General features: G+C 37.9%; 12 protein-coding genes. 2 read left to right on the top strand and 10 right to left on the bottom strand.

Going from position 1 to position 15,571, the window contains the following annotated elements; all coding sequences use genetic code 11:
- The first annotated feature begins 390 nt into the window (after positions 1-390).
- Positions 391-678: a helix-turn-helix domain-containing protein gene (locus KZZ04_RS17845; RefSeq protein ID WP_219423548.1), complete on the top strand. Its 288-nt coding sequence runs from the start codon at positions 391-393 to the stop codon at positions 676-678.
- Positions 679-883: 205 nt separating this feature from the next.
- On the opposite strand, the gene KZZ04_RS17840 is transcribed toward KZZ04_RS17845, so the two are convergent.
- From KZZ04_RS17840 to KZZ04_RS17815, 6 genes are all read right to left on the bottom strand, one after another.
- Positions 884-2,284 (bottom strand): AAA family ATPase, encoded by a 1,401-nt coding sequence (locus KZZ04_RS17840; protein WP_219423546.1) that lies wholly within the window; start codon positions 2,282-2,284, stop codon positions 884-886.
- On the bottom strand, positions 2,244-3,206 hold the full coding sequence (locus tag KZZ04_RS17835) for a reverse transcriptase domain-containing protein (protein WP_219423544.1): 963 nt from the start codon (positions 3,204-3,206) through the stop codon (positions 2,244-2,246). The genes KZZ04_RS17840 and KZZ04_RS17835 overlap by 41 nt, the downstream gene beginning before the upstream one ends.
- A gap of 507 nt (positions 3,207-3,713) precedes the next feature.
- Entirely contained in the window at positions 3,714-6,047 is a 2,334-nt protein-coding gene (locus KZZ04_RS17830) for a S9 family peptidase (protein WP_219423542.1), read from the bottom strand.
- A 212-nt stretch (positions 6,048-6,259) separates the two neighbouring features.
- Complete coding sequence (locus KZZ04_RS17825) at positions 6,260-6,838, bottom strand: DJ-1/PfpI family protein (protein WP_219423540.1); 579 nt, start codon at positions 6,836-6,838, stop codon at positions 6,260-6,262.
- A 112-nt stretch (positions 6,839-6,950) separates the two neighbouring features.
- Entirely contained in the window at positions 6,951-10,151 is a 3,201-nt protein-coding gene (locus tag KZZ04_RS17820) for a glycoside hydrolase family 2 TIM barrel-domain containing protein (RefSeq protein WP_219423538.1), read from the bottom strand.
- Between the two features lie 111 nt (positions 10,152-10,262).
- The gene (locus tag KZZ04_RS17815; RefSeq protein WP_219423537.1) at positions 10,263-11,507 is read right to left on the bottom strand and encodes an NADH:flavin oxidoreductase/NADH oxidase family protein; all 1,245 of its coding nucleotides are present in this window, start codon (positions 11,505-11,507) and stop codon (positions 10,263-10,265) included.
- Between the two features lie 291 nt (positions 11,508-11,798).
- Between KZZ04_RS17815 and KZZ04_RS17810 the strand changes: the two genes are divergently transcribed.
- A complete protein-coding gene (locus KZZ04_RS17810) occupies positions 11,799-12,203 on the top strand; it encodes a MerR family transcriptional regulator (RefSeq protein ID WP_219423536.1) in 405 nt (134 codons plus the stop codon).
- Positions 12,204-12,206: 3 nt separating this feature from the next.
- Here the strand turns inward: KZZ04_RS17810 and KZZ04_RS17805 are convergent, their stop codons facing one another.
- The 4 genes from KZZ04_RS17805 to rmuC all read right to left on the bottom strand — a co-directional run bounded on the left by KZZ04_RS17805 (position 12,207) and on the right by rmuC (position 15,350).
- A complete protein-coding gene (locus KZZ04_RS17805) occupies positions 12,207-12,608 on the bottom strand; it encodes a hypothetical protein (RefSeq protein WP_219423535.1) in 402 nt (133 codons plus the stop codon).
- Positions 12,609-12,663: 55 nt separating this feature from the next.
- A complete protein-coding gene (locus KZZ04_RS17800) occupies positions 12,664-13,116 on the bottom strand; it encodes a GNAT family N-acetyltransferase (protein WP_219423534.1) in 453 nt (150 codons plus the stop codon).
- Between the two features lie 52 nt (positions 13,117-13,168).
- Positions 13,169-13,750 (bottom strand): hypothetical protein, encoded by a 582-nt coding sequence (locus KZZ04_RS17795; RefSeq protein WP_219423532.1) that lies wholly within the window; start codon positions 13,748-13,750, stop codon positions 13,169-13,171.
- 133 nt (positions 13,751-13,883) lie between these two features.
- On the bottom strand, positions 13,884-15,350 hold the full coding sequence (gene rmuC / locus KZZ04_RS17790) for a DNA recombination protein RmuC (protein WP_138528263.1): 1,467 nt from the start codon (positions 15,348-15,350) through the stop codon (positions 13,884-13,886).
- Positions 15,351-15,571: the final 221 nt, after the last annotated feature.

Below are 15,571 nucleotides of genomic sequence, written 5' to 3'. Positions count from 1 at the left end.
GGCATGGATGCTACTCTTTTAATACCCTTTAATTCCAAGCTATGTTTAGTAATAAACGATTCACTTATTGCCTATTGAGCCTTTAGCGCATTGCTATTGAGCAAAGCCGCCTTTCCCTTGTTGGGTTTCGTTACACTCTACCCAAGTTACGCTTTGTAAACCCCCATTACACTTTGATTAAAAAGAGAGTGAAATTTTCAATTACCTAAATTCATAGTTTATTGTGAATTTATTAGGTTCATGCCTATTAATTTACTAATTCACATAATACTGTGAATTTACCCTTTACTGAGTTAACTTTCGCTATAATTCACAAAAAATTGTGAATTATTAGCTTTTTTGTACTTTTTTAACTATTATTCACAAAACACTGTGAATTTTGGATTGGTAATGGAAGTCACGATAAAGTCAGCAAAACAATTAGGTAAATTGGCAAGTATGGTGAGGAAAAGCCAAAAGCTTGACCAAAAAACTGCAGGGGACTTCTCCGGCATTAGCATTAATACAGTGAGTCACTTTGAAAATGGCACCGGCTCTTTATCAATTGGCCGCGCGTTCGATTTAATGGAAGCTTTAGGTTTAGAGGTAAAAATTGATGTGGTGATACCTCAACATGATGAAAAGGCTAAAAATAAATTACTAATGCAAATCAAGAACATGGTGGCTGAGCATGAATAATAGATCACTTGATGTTTATGCCGGCAAACAGCTAATGGGTCAATTACAAGATAGTAACGGTTTTTGGAAGTAAAAATAAAAGTTCGCTCTTAGCACACGTTTTAAATAATTTTTGCTCAATTAAAAAATTCGAGCGTATTTATGTTTTCGCATACGTTGAAATTGATAAAGTAATACAGTTATAAAAAATATAGTAATTAGATCATTAATCTCTATATAAAAAGCTTTTTAAATGACCTGCAAGTAATTGTGATTCTTCGACAGCCTCTTCGACTACCTTTTTATAGAGCTCTATTGGTCTGCAAAGAGGTGTTCGATCAACAGTTAACCATTTCCAATAAGATTTAGATGCTGTTTTAGGTCTTGAAGACTCAGCATAAGGTGGTAAAAAATTATCAGTAAATAACCTTTCCCTATTTAAATATATGAATAACTCAAGATCATCGATTCCGGAACTAACGACACCACTTCTTCCTTCATAAGAGCTTTTAAAATCAGGGTATGCATCATTATCAAGTACAGCTAAAACATTTTCTGCATTTGAGAAGAGCTCATCTACTTCATTTTTCATAAGTAAGGTTTTTAATTGATTACAACCACCTACACCAATCACTTTGTATTCATAGTCAGGTTGTATATTAAAATATTGAATAATAAATAGTATAAACCCTTCTAGTACAGGATCTTCTGTAAGGATGTATTTATCTGAGCCTTTGAAACCATATAAATCAGAGTTTATATAACCAAATGATTTAGGCTCTAAAGTTAACTTTCCTTGAATACTTTCTAGGTAAAACAAAGCACCATCGGGAGTTTTTTTCATTAGTGCTAATGAGTGCGAAATAAGTATTATTTTAGACTCTGTGCCTTGCAGAATCTCAGTCAGTGAATTGTATAAATTCACTTGTGCGACAGCATCTAAAGCAATATCAACTTCATCAATAATTATAAATTTTGCACCTGTTTTGATAAAGCGGAACAATTGAATCAGAAAAAATTCACCAGAACTAAAATGATCTTCTCTTAAATAATAATCATCATCTTGCGGTATAAAATAATACTTAGTTCCTTTTACTCTTGTTTCGCATAAATTTTCATATCTATGGCTTGATACATGACCATACACTGAAACCAAAAATGCTTTGAGCTCATCAGCAACTTTATAGTTTGAGGTAGCAATATTAGTTCTCAAATCTACATCGATAGCTGATACATCAGAATAACGCCTAAAGCGGTCACCAAATGGAACTGGAAGCTCTGCAACCACTGTATTCTTTGCAGGTAGTACACTTTTAGTATCAAGCGCTTTTAAGTGTTTGTTATATTGAAATATCACTTCAGGATGGTGACTTAAATGAACCGATATTTCACTTGAATCACTGATAGAGCCTTCACTAGAGGTGTGTGTAAATACTTTAGGGTCATAAATTTGCTTAAGCGCTTTAACAATCGTAGTTTTACCTATGCCGTTCTTTCCTGTTATAACGATCATTTTTTGTTCAGAAAAGTTAAATTCCAGCTTTAATGATTGAAAGCTCTTAACATTTTTTATTGATACTTGATGCTTAGTCATTCCACTTATTTTCCAAGAGGTCTGTAATTGCATAAGCTCCATATTTGCGTTGCAACTTATTTATGTATCTTGGTTCAACAGATTTTGCATAATGAAGTAAGCCAAATAAAGACTGTTCTTTTCCTGCGAAATGCTCTTCCAAATAATCTTTAAAACGCAACTTATCCGTCACGAAATAATGAAGAGCCACCTCCAAATGGTTTTTATGTTTTCGACTAATAGTTAATGTTTGGTACTGAGTAATTACTAATCCAAGAATCGTAAATGGCTGACCTATTGTGTATATTTGAGTTTTATCGAGATTTACTTCTAACTGTCCGTTTGTATTTTGTGAAATTAAGCTCTGTAATTGGGTTTGAAGTTCTATTAGCGGCTCTCGAGCTTGACTTGATACAATTAAGTCATCTGAATACCTGGTGTAAGTCAAACTTTGATTTTTACAATAATCAGCCATTGCAGAATCAAATTGGAAGAGTGCAGCATTACTTAATTTAGGGGAAGTTACAAAACCAACAGGCAAACAGTTATTCCAACAAACTAATGTAACTATTCTCGGTATGTAATCCTCAATATCTTCAATTGGAATATTTGAAACGTTTGCCACTAATATTTTTTTTACATCTTCAGAACTAACGTTTGAAAAAAAACTCACAATATCAGAAACTAAAAAATACTTACCATTCACATGCGATTGCACAGCTGACATAGCACTTTTTTCTTTGATATACGAATGTACAACATCCTCATTTATTTTTAAGTGTTGTAAAATGACTTTATCGATAAAGCGAAGAAATGTTTTAAATTTTTCAGATACTCGGATTACTTTTCGTGGTTTTTCTTTGCCTATGTAAAACTCTTCCACTTCGTTCGATAAATCTGAACAAAGGAACTCTTCAAATAATTGAGGGTTATGAAACATAGTATTAAAAGCTTTCTCTAAGCTTTTTAAATGCATTAAAACCTCCTCAGAAAAACTATGAGTTTACTATGTAAATTAAACATAACTACAAACACAAATCGAATCAACTTTATAAGTTTTAGAGTTTAGATTTGAAGCAAGGTGAAAAAAGCGAAAGACTCTAGAGACTTATTTCAACTAGTTGCCTTTGTCGAACCGAATCGTTGACAAAGGCAACAGAAGAAACATACCTATAGGCATTTAGGGACCAGCATATTGACTGGAGATACTCCGAGTCGCCAGTCTTTCCATTATAAAAGATCCCTATAATTATGCAATCTATTACTTCATAAAAGACGTAACGGTCAGATAATGAGATACATCTAACTATTTTTATTTATCCAGATAACTATCATTAACTGGGGTTCTTATGACTTACTCGCACCCAACACTTGCCAAAGCTTTAACCTTTAAACCCAGCTGTAAACCCCCATTACATTTTGATTAAAAAAGCCGCACACTAATAATGAGTATGCGGCTTTAGTCTTTTATTTTTTAAAGAGATTATTTATTTAGTAAGTGCTTTTCAAAAAAGTCAGCCATCATAGTATGGTAATGCAAAGTGGTGCCTTTGCCTTCACGTAGGCTATGTGAGCGGTTAGGGTATGAGAAAAACTCAAACTGCTTGTTGTGCTTTACAAGCTCGTCAATTAAGCGCTCAGAGCCTTGATAATGCACGTTATCATCACCTGTGCCGTGAATAAGCAATAGCTTACCGGTTAGATTTTTAGCAAAGGTAATCGGCGAGGTGTTATCGTAACTCTCAGGATCGGTATTTGGGTTGCCTGCATAACGCTCTTGGTAAATGGTGTCGTACAAACGAATGTCTGGCACCGGTGCTGAGGCAATCCCTACTTTAAATTTATCACCATGGCGGAACAATAAGTTAAGGGTTGAACTACCGCCCCCTGAGTGTCCCCATACGCCAACACGCTCGGTGTCTATTACATCCCAGCGTTTAGCCATGGCATCTAGGGCGTCTACTTGGTCTTGCACGGTAATGGAGCCAATTTTTTTATAAATAGATTTGCGCCAATCGCGGCCTTTTGGTGCACGTGTACCACGGTTATCAACCGATGCGACAATAAAGCCTTTTTGCGTTAACAGTGATTTATACAAGTAACTGTTGCCTTCCCAGCGGTCTTGCACGGTTGAGCCCCATGGTTCGCCGTATACGTAAAACACAATTGGGTATTTTTTACTTTTATCCATGTTCTCAGGGAACATAATGTAGCCGTCAAGCTCAGTGCCATCTTGCGCATTTACTTTAAAAAACTCATGCTTTGGTAAGCTTTGTTCAGCCAGTTTTTGTTTAAGCTCGTTGTTTTCAACTAAAGTTTTTACATTACTATGATCGCTCACTTTAATGATCTCTTTAGTCGGTGGCATACCAAACTTTGAGTAAGTGTGCATAGCCCACGAGGCATCTTTTGACATGTAGTAGCTGTTTGAACCTTCAAACTCAGCAGGTGTGATCCGTACCGGTTTGCTGCTGCCATCAAGCGGTGTGCTGTATAAATAACGCTGACCAGGATCGTTTGGCGAGGCAATAAAATACATTACGTTTTTATCTTCATTGATGGTAAGCATATCAATAATGTCGTAATCGCCTGGGGTTAGGTCGATAATAGTTTTGCCATCGCGCGATACACGATAAAGATGACGCCAACCGTTGCGTTCGCTATGCCAAATAAAAAACTCACCGTCTTTTGACCAGTTGGCTTTATAAAACCATTCGATAAACGCATCGTCTTTGTCTTCTAAAATTTTGGTCAGTTGCTGCTTTTGCCAATCAAACAACCACACTTTGTTATGGCTTTGTGGGCGGTTTAAGTCTTGAATCATTAATTCATTACCGGTGCCAGCCCAGCTAATACGCGGAATATAACGGTCGCGGTTATCGCCTTCAAGCTCAGCCCAACGGGTTTGTTTATCAGCAAGGCTTACCACACCAACACGCACGGCAGAGTTGGTTTCACCGGCCTTAGGATACGGGAATTCTTTAAGGGTAGGGTAGAGCTCATCGGTGTTGTTGATCATAGTGAAAAATTTAACGTCACTGGTATCAAGCTGCCAATAGGCGATTGATTTGTTGTTGGGGCTCCAACGAAAACCATCGGCAATAGTGAATTCTTCTTCGTATACCCAATCAAAATTACCGTTAACAATAGTGGCGTTACCATCGGTTGTGAGCGCGGTTACATCGTTACTACCAACCGCTTGCATATAAATATTGTTATCGCGTACGTAGGCTACTTTTGAGCTATCTGGCGAGAACTTAGCAAACATTAACTTAGTTGGCTCAACGTCTTTACCACCTAATTGCTGTAATTGGTTAGTCTCAAGGTTAAGTAACCAAAAATCCCCGCGGCTGCGCGAACGCCAAACTTGCTCGCTGTTGGTAAATACCATCAGCCATTTACCGTCTTTTGACCACTGGTAGCTTTCTATTGCAAATGGCTCGTCTGAGGCCTCTGGCAGTAGCTTTTCAAACTCAACCAGTACTTTACGGCCTGTGCCGTCAGCATTGTAAAATACAATGTCGTTACCTTTTACGCCGTGCTCTTTTTCGTCATCGGTGTTGCTGTCGTCTGCTTTTTCTTTTTCGCTTTCGCGCTCTTCAAGTACGGTGTAGCCGGTGCCATCATCTAGCCACTTAAAGTAAGTGCTACGCTGGGTTTTAAATTCTTTATCTTTATAAATTTGCGCGAGTGAAAGTGACGTGACTATTTCAGCAGAGGCCAAGGTAGATGGAGTATTTTGAGTCATAGAACAGCCAGATAAAGACAGCCCCGCTAATATAGAAAAAGCAAGTGCCGAGGTTTTAAGTAATGTCATGTGAATCCCTAAAGTGATATTTACTTACTGCTATTATTTTATGAGTTTTGCAATAAGTTGATTTAGCAATACATACTTGTATTAACCAACCTTAATTTAGCAAACTTTTTTGCTTTATATCAGTATGCTTATCGCATAATAGGTACATTTAAGCCGTATTGTTTTTGCTAATCAGTAAACTTCTTTTTTTACAATAGGTTGTTAGAGGGTGATTAAATACTTTTGTGCCAGGTGTACTGCATTTGTTTTGCTGTTAGCTCTGCAAGTTCAGGGCTTATATGCTCAGCGACTAAATGTAAACTCATATCGATACCTGCCGAAATACCCGCCGAGGTTGTAAACTTATCATGCTTAACCCAGCGCTTATTACTTATTACGTTGAGTAAAGGAAACATCGCAGCTAGGTCGTTTATGTCTTCCCAGTGAGTTGTTACATTTTTACCATTTAATAGCTCTGCCTTTGCTAATAAAAATGCACCGGTACAAACCGATGCCACTACCGGAGCTGACTGGGCTGTACGTTTTATCCAATCAATCACAGGTGCTTTGGTAAGCTCATTATTATGAACACCCCCAACCACTAAAAGTAAATCAATGGCAGGATGATCAGCAAAACTGTAATGGGGGTTTACACTAAAACCACCTCGCGCATTTACAGGCTGATTATGTTGCGCGACTAAAAATATGTTCCACTCGTTTTTAGCTAAACGTTTAGCCGTATTAAATACTTCAAATGGGCCTGAAAAGTCGAGCACTTCAGCATCATCATATATATAAATACCTATGTTCATTTAGCGTTCCTTCTATTTCAAACGTTTAAATTAGCATGTTTTACATAAAAAAAGCCCACTATTTAAGGGGAAAAAGCGGGCTTAGGGTAGTCATTTAAAGCTTTATGTATAGCTATTTTTTAGCGTTTAACTTAACAGCTTCAATTTTATAGCTGTATTTGTAGTCTAACCATGGGAGCTCATATTCGTACAAGGGTTTACTACCCCACGAATCCGTTCCACCTACACCACGCTGCTTGTAATCTATATTTACAAAAATGTACGGGGCTTTGGTTAAATCTGATGGGTGCATATTGCGCCGATTAACTTGTTCAGTACTCTTATCGTAGTCGTGCATATCGTAGAAAGATGCATTAAAGCCAATTAAGGGATCGCCAGAAAACTTAACACCAATTCCTTTATCATTATAAAACGTAACGTACCGTACATCCGTTTTGTGACCGTTTTCTTGCGGGCGAACATACGGTACACGTAAAGAGTCAACGTCAGACTGATATAAGCCAACAAAAGCCGATGACTTACGATCGTCGTAGTTTTCGTGAGGCCCTCGGCCATACCACTGTACGTTTTTAAAGTTCTCGTTCACAACAAACTGCATACCTAATCTGGGTAAGGCTGAGTACGAATTATGAGGTGCAGCATAAAAGTAAACATCTACATCAACTACGCCATTGCCATTTATTGTGTAAGTTGTGAAGTACCGACTTTCAACGTTATTTAATGTGTGCTCTGTTTCGACTTTGTATTGTGTTGAGGATACTTTTTTACTACTAAAACTAGTCAGTGTTGTATTTGATCCCGCGTGTTGCCACACAGCAAACGAGTCACCATATCCCTTTTGTGGTAAATCATTATCGGTAGGCGCACGCCAAAAGTTAGGCTGCACAGGTTGGTCTACACTATTGGCTAGTAATGGCTTTCTAAAGACATTAATTTCATTCAATAAGCCTGTTTTTTTGTTAAACGTAAATTGAGCGTTTTTAGTAGAAAAAGCTAAAGAATTTTCAGAATCCTTTACTTTTAACGAGGCTGATTTTGTATTAATAGTCAGTGCAAAGCCTGTTAATGCTAGTTGTTCTGATGCAACTACATGACCCGTTGGCAATGTATTTTTAGCGTTTTTGAGAACGGCTTGTACATTTAAAAAATATTCAATGCCTGCTCCTAGTTTTGTTTTAATTGGCAAACTAACACGCTGAGATGTTTGTGGTTTGGCATTAATACCAAGGTTAGCACCTTGCTCGACTTCAACACCGTTGGCCATTAGCTGCCATGACAAAGTAAAGTCAGACAGGTCGGCAAAAAAATGTTTGTTAATTACGTTTATTTCGTAAGGAGCTTTGCTCGTTAACTCAAAGTCGATGTTTTGCTGTACCTGTTTAACTTCCCACAAATAAGGGTAAGGCGTTCTGTCGGCGTAAACTAACCCATTCGCAGCAAAGCTTTTTGCGCTTACCGCAAATGGTGGCTCTAAGTCGCCACCATATGCCCAAAAAAGCTCACCTTTACTGTTTTTCATGGTAAAAGTTTGATCGACCCAATCCCAAATAAAACCACCTTGTAACTGTGAGTATTTTTCAAAGGCCTGCCAATATTCTTCAAGGTTACCTAGCGAATTACCCATTGCGTGTTCGTATTCAATTAAGATCATGGGCCTTGATACGTCATGCTTCGTTTTCGCATAGCGAACAGCCGAATGAATTGGCGCATACATTTGGCCGTATACGTCGGTGTGGCGTCTTAACTGTGCTTGTTCAGATACGACTGGAAATCCTGGGGCTTGACGCTTTAGCCAGTCGTACGACGCCTCTAAATTAATACCATCGCCCGATTCATTACCCAGTGAGCGCATAACAACCGATGGGTTATTTTTAGAACGGTGATACATGTTTGAAATGCGATCTATGTATGCATTTTGCCAGCTAAGCTTATTTACCAAGTGTGCCGAGGGGTCGTACTTACCTTGGTTTGCAGCTCCCATTCCATGTGACTCAATGTTAGCTTCATCCATAACGTATAAGCCATATTTGTCTGCAAGATGATATATGTATGGATCTTGCGGGTAATGAGCCATACGTACTGCATTAATATTAAAGGCTTTCATTAATGCTACGTCTTTTTCCATAGACTCTTTAGAAACCACGTGCCCTGTTACAGGGTCGTGCTCGTGCCTATTTACACCTTTAAATAAAACCGGTTTGCCGTTAACTAAAATATTGCCATTTTTTAGCTCACTGCTTCTAAAACCTATTGATTTTCCGATCCACTCAACCACCTGTTCATTACTATTGCGTAAGCCTATTTTTAATTTATAAAGATTAGGAACTTCAGCACTCCAGGGCAGTACATCATTGACTTTAAACACTGCTTTAACTTGCGTACTTTGTTGCTCTTTTATTTTAGGAACTGACAACGTTTTAGTACTAATTATCCGATCGTTTGCGTCTAGCAGTGAAACGAGCAAGTCAAAGTTAGCGTGGGTTTGCTTAGTGTGGTTTTGTACTGTTGTGGTTAGCGTTAGCTCGCCGTTTGTGTAATTATCTATCAAAGTGGTATTGGCTTCAAAATCACTTATTCGCACTTTTGGCGCAGCATATAAATATACATCGCGCTCAATGCCACTCATACGCCACATATCTTGGCATTCAAAGTAGGACCCTGTTGAATAACGGTAAACTTGTAGTGCTAGGGTATTTTCGCCTTTAGAAACGTATGGCGTAATATCAAATTCAGCGGCCGTTTTAGAGTCTTCTGAATAACCAACTTGCTGACCATTTACATAAATATAAAACGCCGACTTTACCGCCCCAAAATGAATAAGGATTTGTTTGTTATTCCAGCTTTCGTCAATGTTAATTATTTTTCGGTATGAGCCAACAGGATTATAGTAACGCGGTAGCTCAATTTGCTCAGTATTTGGTATTAAACAGTAGTGAGAGTGATAAAAAGGAGAACCGTAACCATTTAGCTCCCAATTGGCAGGGACAGCTATTTCATCCCAGCTTGCGTCATTGTAGGTTACTTTTTCAAATCCATCTGGTTTTCTACTAGGAGAGTCAACCCAGTTAAACTTCCACTGCCCATTTAGTAATTTATAGTTATCTAGCTGCCAAGGCTCCATTGTAAATGCGTTTTGCTCGGTTGCTGTAGGGTAATAGAACGCGCGGGGTGGGAGTTTATTGACTCTAAATATACTTGGATCTTGCCATGCCTGCGCTGCTTGCTGTTCTGTTGCAAGGCCTGGCAAGCTAATTATTAATAAATGAAGTCCCCAAAAGCATAGAAGCTTTTTTAGATAACCTTTAAGCCGCATTCTGTTTTCCTTTCATTGTTTTTTATCATATAAATATGCTAATTAAACTTTAGCGTATTTCTAACAATTAATAAACTTAATTAATAGAGACAACAACGGCGGTTATGAGGACTATTTTTCAATAAAACGTTTTTTATAGCGCTTTGTTAATTTTATGGCTCTAATTTGGTCACCAATTAAAGTAAATACCGCTGATGCATTTATTTTTGCAGGTTTGCCTTGACCCATGCGGCGAATTTGCCTTTTTACTAATGCCATAGTGGCTAGGCCTGCTAGGGTTTTGTCTTTTAGAGTAACAACAGGTAGTGATGCAATAAAATTTGGCTTTGTTTGCCAAATTTTGGCCAGAGAAGGGTAATATGCACATGCAGTTGCCATCCCTACAAGCGCCACTCCTGAACTAACAACCGTACATGCTACACCTAAGCGGCTTATACCACCCGTAGTCATAATAGGAGTACTGGATTGCTCGCTAATTGTTTTGGCAAATTCTAAAAAGTACGCTTCACGAGCGAGTGTGCGTTCATCGGCCGTTTTACCTTGCATAGCTGGTGCCTCGTAACTGCCGCCCGAAAGCTCAACAAAATCTATATTTAAGTTACTTAACAGGGTTACCACAGCTTGGGCGTCGCTAGGTTCAAACCCACCGCGTTGAAAGTCAGCTGAGTTTAGTTTAACCGATACCGAAAAGTTACTTGCGCAACTAGCCTTAATTTTTTGAGTTATTTCGGTTAATAAACGCGCACGATTTTCAAGACTGCCGCCGTATTTATCATCACGCTTATTGGTTAAAGGCGATAAAAACTGAGCTAATAAGTACCCATGAGCCGCATGTATCTGCACACCATCGAACCCTGCCTTTTGTGCTTGCAATGCCGTATTTGTAAAGCGCTCAACAACATCATTAATTTCGTTGTGTGTCATTGCTTTTGGTTGGCCAAATAGATGAGAGTGTTTTCCCATGTTTAGTGGCACGTTAGAGGCTGACAGCACTTTCCCACCCATTTTTTTAAATACTTGGCGGCCTGGGTGGTTAATTTGCATAATAACTTTACATTCATTTTGCTTTGATAATCGCGCAAGCTCAGCAAACGATGTAATATCAGTGTGCTGCTCAAGCGCCAGGCCACCTGGGCCTGTCATAGCTAAGTGATCAACCATAACGTTACCGGTGATCACTAAACCAACCCCGCCTTGTGCCCATGCGCTGTAACAATGTTTAAGTACTTGCGATGGTGTAAGATCGGCTTCAGCTAAGTTTTCTTCCATGGCCGCTTTTACTAGCCTATTTTTTAAAACTAAACCGCTAGGTAAAGTAATAGGTGAAAAGACGACACCTTGTTGATTTTCTGGCATGTTACAAACCAATTAAATTGACATTATCGCCACTATAACTTTAAAGTTAGCTTTAAGGTCAAGGCAGTATTTATAAATTAATTAACCTGAACTATGGTTAAGAGACTTACTAATATATTGCATAAAGGTGATATTAAAATTGATTTTTTCTAGCCAGAGATTTTCAATGAAAACAGGGCGAATTTACGCATCAATAGCTGGCCTATTGCAAGTAAATTCAACGCAGTTAGCGTTGAAAATAGCTGCTAGATATAGGTTTATTATCCAGAGTTCAGGTTAAATAGGACCACTATGAAAATAAGTGAACTTGCAAAACTCGTTGGCGTTGCCCCTAGTACAATTCGTTATTACGAAAGTAAAGGTTTGTTACCGAAAAGCAGCCGCAATAGTAATGGCTACAGGCAATACGAACATTCAAGCATTGAGCAAATAAAAATGATTAAGTTTGCACAAAGTTTAGGGTTTTCGTTAGAGGAAATACCGACGTTAAAAACACCAGAAAACGACCTAGATCACACGGTTGTTATTGAGCGCTTGCAACTAAAGCAAAACGAAGCGAATACACTGATAACTCAGCTGCAAAAAAAATCGCAGCGCATTGGTAGCTTAATTACGCAATTAAATTCAAGCTGGTCAAATGGACAATGTTTAACACAGAAACAAATGAGTGATTTATTGAATGAGGGCCAGTTTTAACGGTTAGCCGTTTTTATTATTAAGTAGAAATACCCAAGCAAAAAACATCATAAACACAAAGTCGTTTATACCGTAAATACTGTAAAAAATACCTGCGAATAAATCTTTATCATATACATTACTTAGCTTGTTGTTTGCTAACCATAATAACCAAGTCACAACATAAACCAGTTTTTCAATAACAAACGCGCCGGCAAGCCACTTTATATTTGAGGTAATAAAAGCGCTAGCTAAATATGCTAAGCCCCATATAACGATCATTAACAAGCCAAAGTTAGACATAACAACAGGGTCTAGTTCATTTATTACAGGATTTGTAAAAAATCGAGAGAAAAGTAAAACACCGCCTATATTCATGCCTGCAGCCATAATAAAACCAAATTTGATTAGTTTATTTTTTGTCATGTTTTCTGCCTATCCGGTTTGTTAATTAAAGTAGATAACTCAATCATGTACTTTGTTAGTTAAGTTCAAGTAGCATCGCCGTTTTTAAAATACCATGTGCCGGCAACCATTGTTTATATTCAGAAAAGCCATGTTTTTTATATAAATTAATTGCTGGCGTATTTGCGACAGCAGTTTCTACTACCGCTTTGTTATACGTATGCGATTTAAGCGCATGAGCAATTAACTTACCCGCTATTCCTTTTTTAAAGTAGCTTGGATGCACAGTTAAACTTTCGATACTTAAGCACTTATTTTTTACTTTAATTTCTATAACTCCAGCTAGGGTACTTTCACAATAAAAACCATAAAATAATGCGTTGCTGCGCACAATATCGTGCTGCATTCTGCTAAGAGGTGGAAAATGTGAAGCCTTTATTAAAAGGGCCTCTACTTTATAAGCACTCTGAAAAACGTTATAAATTTTCTCGGCTACAGAAGGAACTGCATTTTTTAGTTGTAAGACCATTTTAATGTCACTTATATTTTTGGATATTGCAGCTATTTGAAAAAATGAATTATTAATTGGTATATTCAATTAGCTCTTCAACGTATAAATACCCTTTTTGGCGTTGAGTTAACTTAATGAATGTTTTTAATTTAGGTGCATATAAGTGAATATCTTGTGTGTCGGCTGAGTAGCCTCTTGAGTTAGTAATTTTACCTGTGTACTCAATGGTATAAGCTTTATATGTGCCAGCTTCTACTGTTTCATCTTTATATGATAGAACTTTAGCGTTTTGAATTGTTGAGCCCTTAGTGCCATCTTCGCTTTCCCAGTGCTCTTCAAACACCCATGTTTTACCCACATATAACGGCCAATAATAACGCGCCGTTGTGCTGTTATTAGGCTTTGTTAATACCTTTAAAGTGGTAATTCCTTTACCCGTTAACATACCTAGAGTGCCACTTTTGCTGACTATTTGTTTAGTGTCGGTGCCTTGTGCACGTATTTCATTGCTAGGTGTTACCCCTTTATATTTCCATACCCACTTTTCACCTTCACTATAGTCAGCTTGAGTTGGTTGATACGTTTTTTCATTTGAGGCGTGGGTAAAAAAGCTTGATAGGCTTAAAGCAAAAATAATAAATTTAGCGTTCATTTACGTTATTCCTTTTTATTGCGTTTTACTTTTGTGTTTAAGCCTAGTAATTGAGGGTATTGCTCGATTAAAGCAAAGTTTGATAAATAGCGCTTACAGTTTATAAACGCTATCACCAAGCAAACCAATAGGGCTAGTCTAACTCTAGCTGTGCTCGCTCTACACTCTCGTTAGGCAACTCTTTTTGAACAGATACACCAAGCTCTTTAAATTCAGCTGCTTGTTTAATTAAGTTACCTTTGCCTCGGTAAAGCTGCGAAAAAGCCTTGTCGTAGCTTTCTTTTGCTCGGTCTAGCTGTTTACCAACCCCTTCCATACTCAGTAAAAAGCCGTTTAATTTGTTGTAAAAACGTTCGGCACGGTTTGCAAGCTCTTTTGAATATTTGGTTTGCTCTTCAAAACGCCAAAGCTGTTTAACAATATTTAAACTGGTTAACAGCGTTGTAGGTGTGGCAACCAGTATATTTTTTTCTATGGCTTGTTGGTAAATATCGCTTTGATATTTAAGCGCTTCTACAAACGCAGACTCTATTGGTACAAACATAATCACAACTTCTGGCGAGTTGAGCCCTGGCAAACGGTCGTATGATTTACTTGCTAGCTCGTTAATACGCGCTGTAACTGCATTTACATGCTCTTTAATAGCTTGATTAGCATCCAGTTCATTTTCAGCATTTACATAACGGGTGTAGGCATTAAGAGATGTTTTTGCGTCAATCACTAAATGACGACCTTGTGGTAAGTACACAACAACATCGGGGCGTAAGCGGCCGTCTTCGGTATTAAACGACACTTCACGCTTGTAATCAGTACCGGCGCGAAGGCCTGCGCTATCGAGTACGTTTTCAAGCATCAGCTCTCCCCAGTTACCTTGGGTTTTCTTTTGCCCTTGCAGCGCATTGCTTAGTTTATCAGCTTGCTCGGTGATGGATTGGCTTTTGGCTTGTAAGTGTAAAAGCTCTGTTTTTAACTGAGCTCGCTGTTTTAAATCTTCAACATGAATCGACTCCATTTTATCTCTAAAGCCTTTTAACTCGCCTTGAACAGGTTTTAACAGTTGTTCAATACTTTCTTGATTGGTCACTTTAAAGCTTTGGGTTTTTTCATCGAGTATTTTATTGGCTAAGTTTTCAAACTCTTTTTTAAGTACGTTTTTACTTTGCTCTATTTGCGCTAGCTGCTCAGTAAAGTTTTGCTGCTTTTGCTCTAGCGTGGTTCGCATATTATTGAGCTCTACGTCTCGATTATTATATTGCGCACGTAGCTGAGTTAATTCAGTTTCGGCTTTTTGCCAAAACTGATTATATTGCATGCTTTGTTTTTCTTGCTCACTGCAACGCGTTTTAAAATGCTGCGCCTCGTCACGCTGTTCTTGATGGCTATGTTCAAGCAGCTCGTGTTCATCTTGTAAGGCGCTAAGCTGCTCTGCTTTGTTATCAAACTGACTTTGTAATAAAAAAAGTTGCTGTTGCTGCTCGTTAATTGTTTTTTTTAATTTTTTGCGAGGCAAAACGGCAATAACACTATAAAGCACAATACCTGCAGTAAACCCTGCTGCAGTGCTTACCCAATCAATTTGGGTGAGTATTTGAGTAATCATAAAATAAACTTATAAAATTTATGGACATGCCATCATAACGAATAAGTTTGAACAGAAGTAGGGGGTAGTAAATAACAGCCATAAAAAAAGCCAGTTCAAAGTGAACTGGCTCAACCATTACTAAATAAGTAACACAACAGGGGGAATCAACATGAAAACTTGTATTAACTGCAATTAATCAACAAGCATAATAGTAGACGCTCTGTTTTGAATTAAGTTCA

The organism is Pseudoalteromonas sp. CR1 (genome assembly GCF_019392235.1).
In the GTDB taxonomy this organism is placed as follows: Bacteria; Pseudomonadota; Gammaproteobacteria; order Enterobacterales; family Alteromonadaceae; genus Pseudoalteromonas.
This window is presented reverse-complemented; position numbering and strand designations above follow the sequence as displayed.

Coding starts and splice junctions, on each gene's coding strand:
- KZZ04_RS17845 (WP_219423548.1), top strand. CDS start 391: ATGGAAGTCACGATAAAGTCAGCAAAACAATTAGGTAAATTGGCAAGT.
- KZZ04_RS17840 (WP_219423546.1), bottom strand. CDS start 2,284: ATGCAATTACAGACCTCTTGGAAAATAAGTGGAATGACTAAGCATCAA.
- KZZ04_RS17835 (WP_219423544.1), bottom strand. CDS start 3,206: ATGCATTTAAAAAGCTTAGAGAAAGCTTTTAATACTATGTTTCATAAC.
- KZZ04_RS17830 (WP_219423542.1), bottom strand. CDS start 6,047: ATGACATTACTTAAAACCTCGGCACTTGCTTTTTCTATATTAGCGGGG.
- KZZ04_RS17825 (WP_219423540.1), bottom strand. CDS start 6,838: ATGAACATAGGTATTTATATATATGATGATGCTGAAGTGCTCGACTTT.
- KZZ04_RS17820 (WP_219423538.1), bottom strand. CDS start 10,151: ATGCGGCTTAAAGGTTATCTAAAAAAGCTTCTATGCTTTTGGGGACTT.
- KZZ04_RS17815 (WP_219423537.1), bottom strand. CDS start 11,507: ATGCCAGAAAATCAACAAGGTGTCGTCTTTTCACCTATTACTTTACCT.
- KZZ04_RS17810 (WP_219423536.1), top strand. CDS start 11,799: ATGAAAATAAGTGAACTTGCAAAACTCGTTGGCGTTGCCCCTAGTACA.
- KZZ04_RS17805 (WP_219423535.1), bottom strand. CDS start 12,608: ATGACAAAAAATAAACTAATCAAATTTGGTTTTATTATGGCTGCAGGC.
- KZZ04_RS17800 (WP_219423534.1), bottom strand. CDS start 13,116: ATGGTCTTACAACTAAAAAATGCAGTTCCTTCTGTAGCCGAGAAAATT.
- KZZ04_RS17795 (WP_219423532.1), bottom strand. CDS start 13,750: ATGAACGCTAAATTTATTATTTTTGCTTTAAGCCTATCAAGCTTTTTT.
- rmuC (WP_138528263.1), bottom strand. CDS start 15,350: ATGATTACTCAAATACTCACCCAAATTGATTGGGTAAGCACTGCAGCA.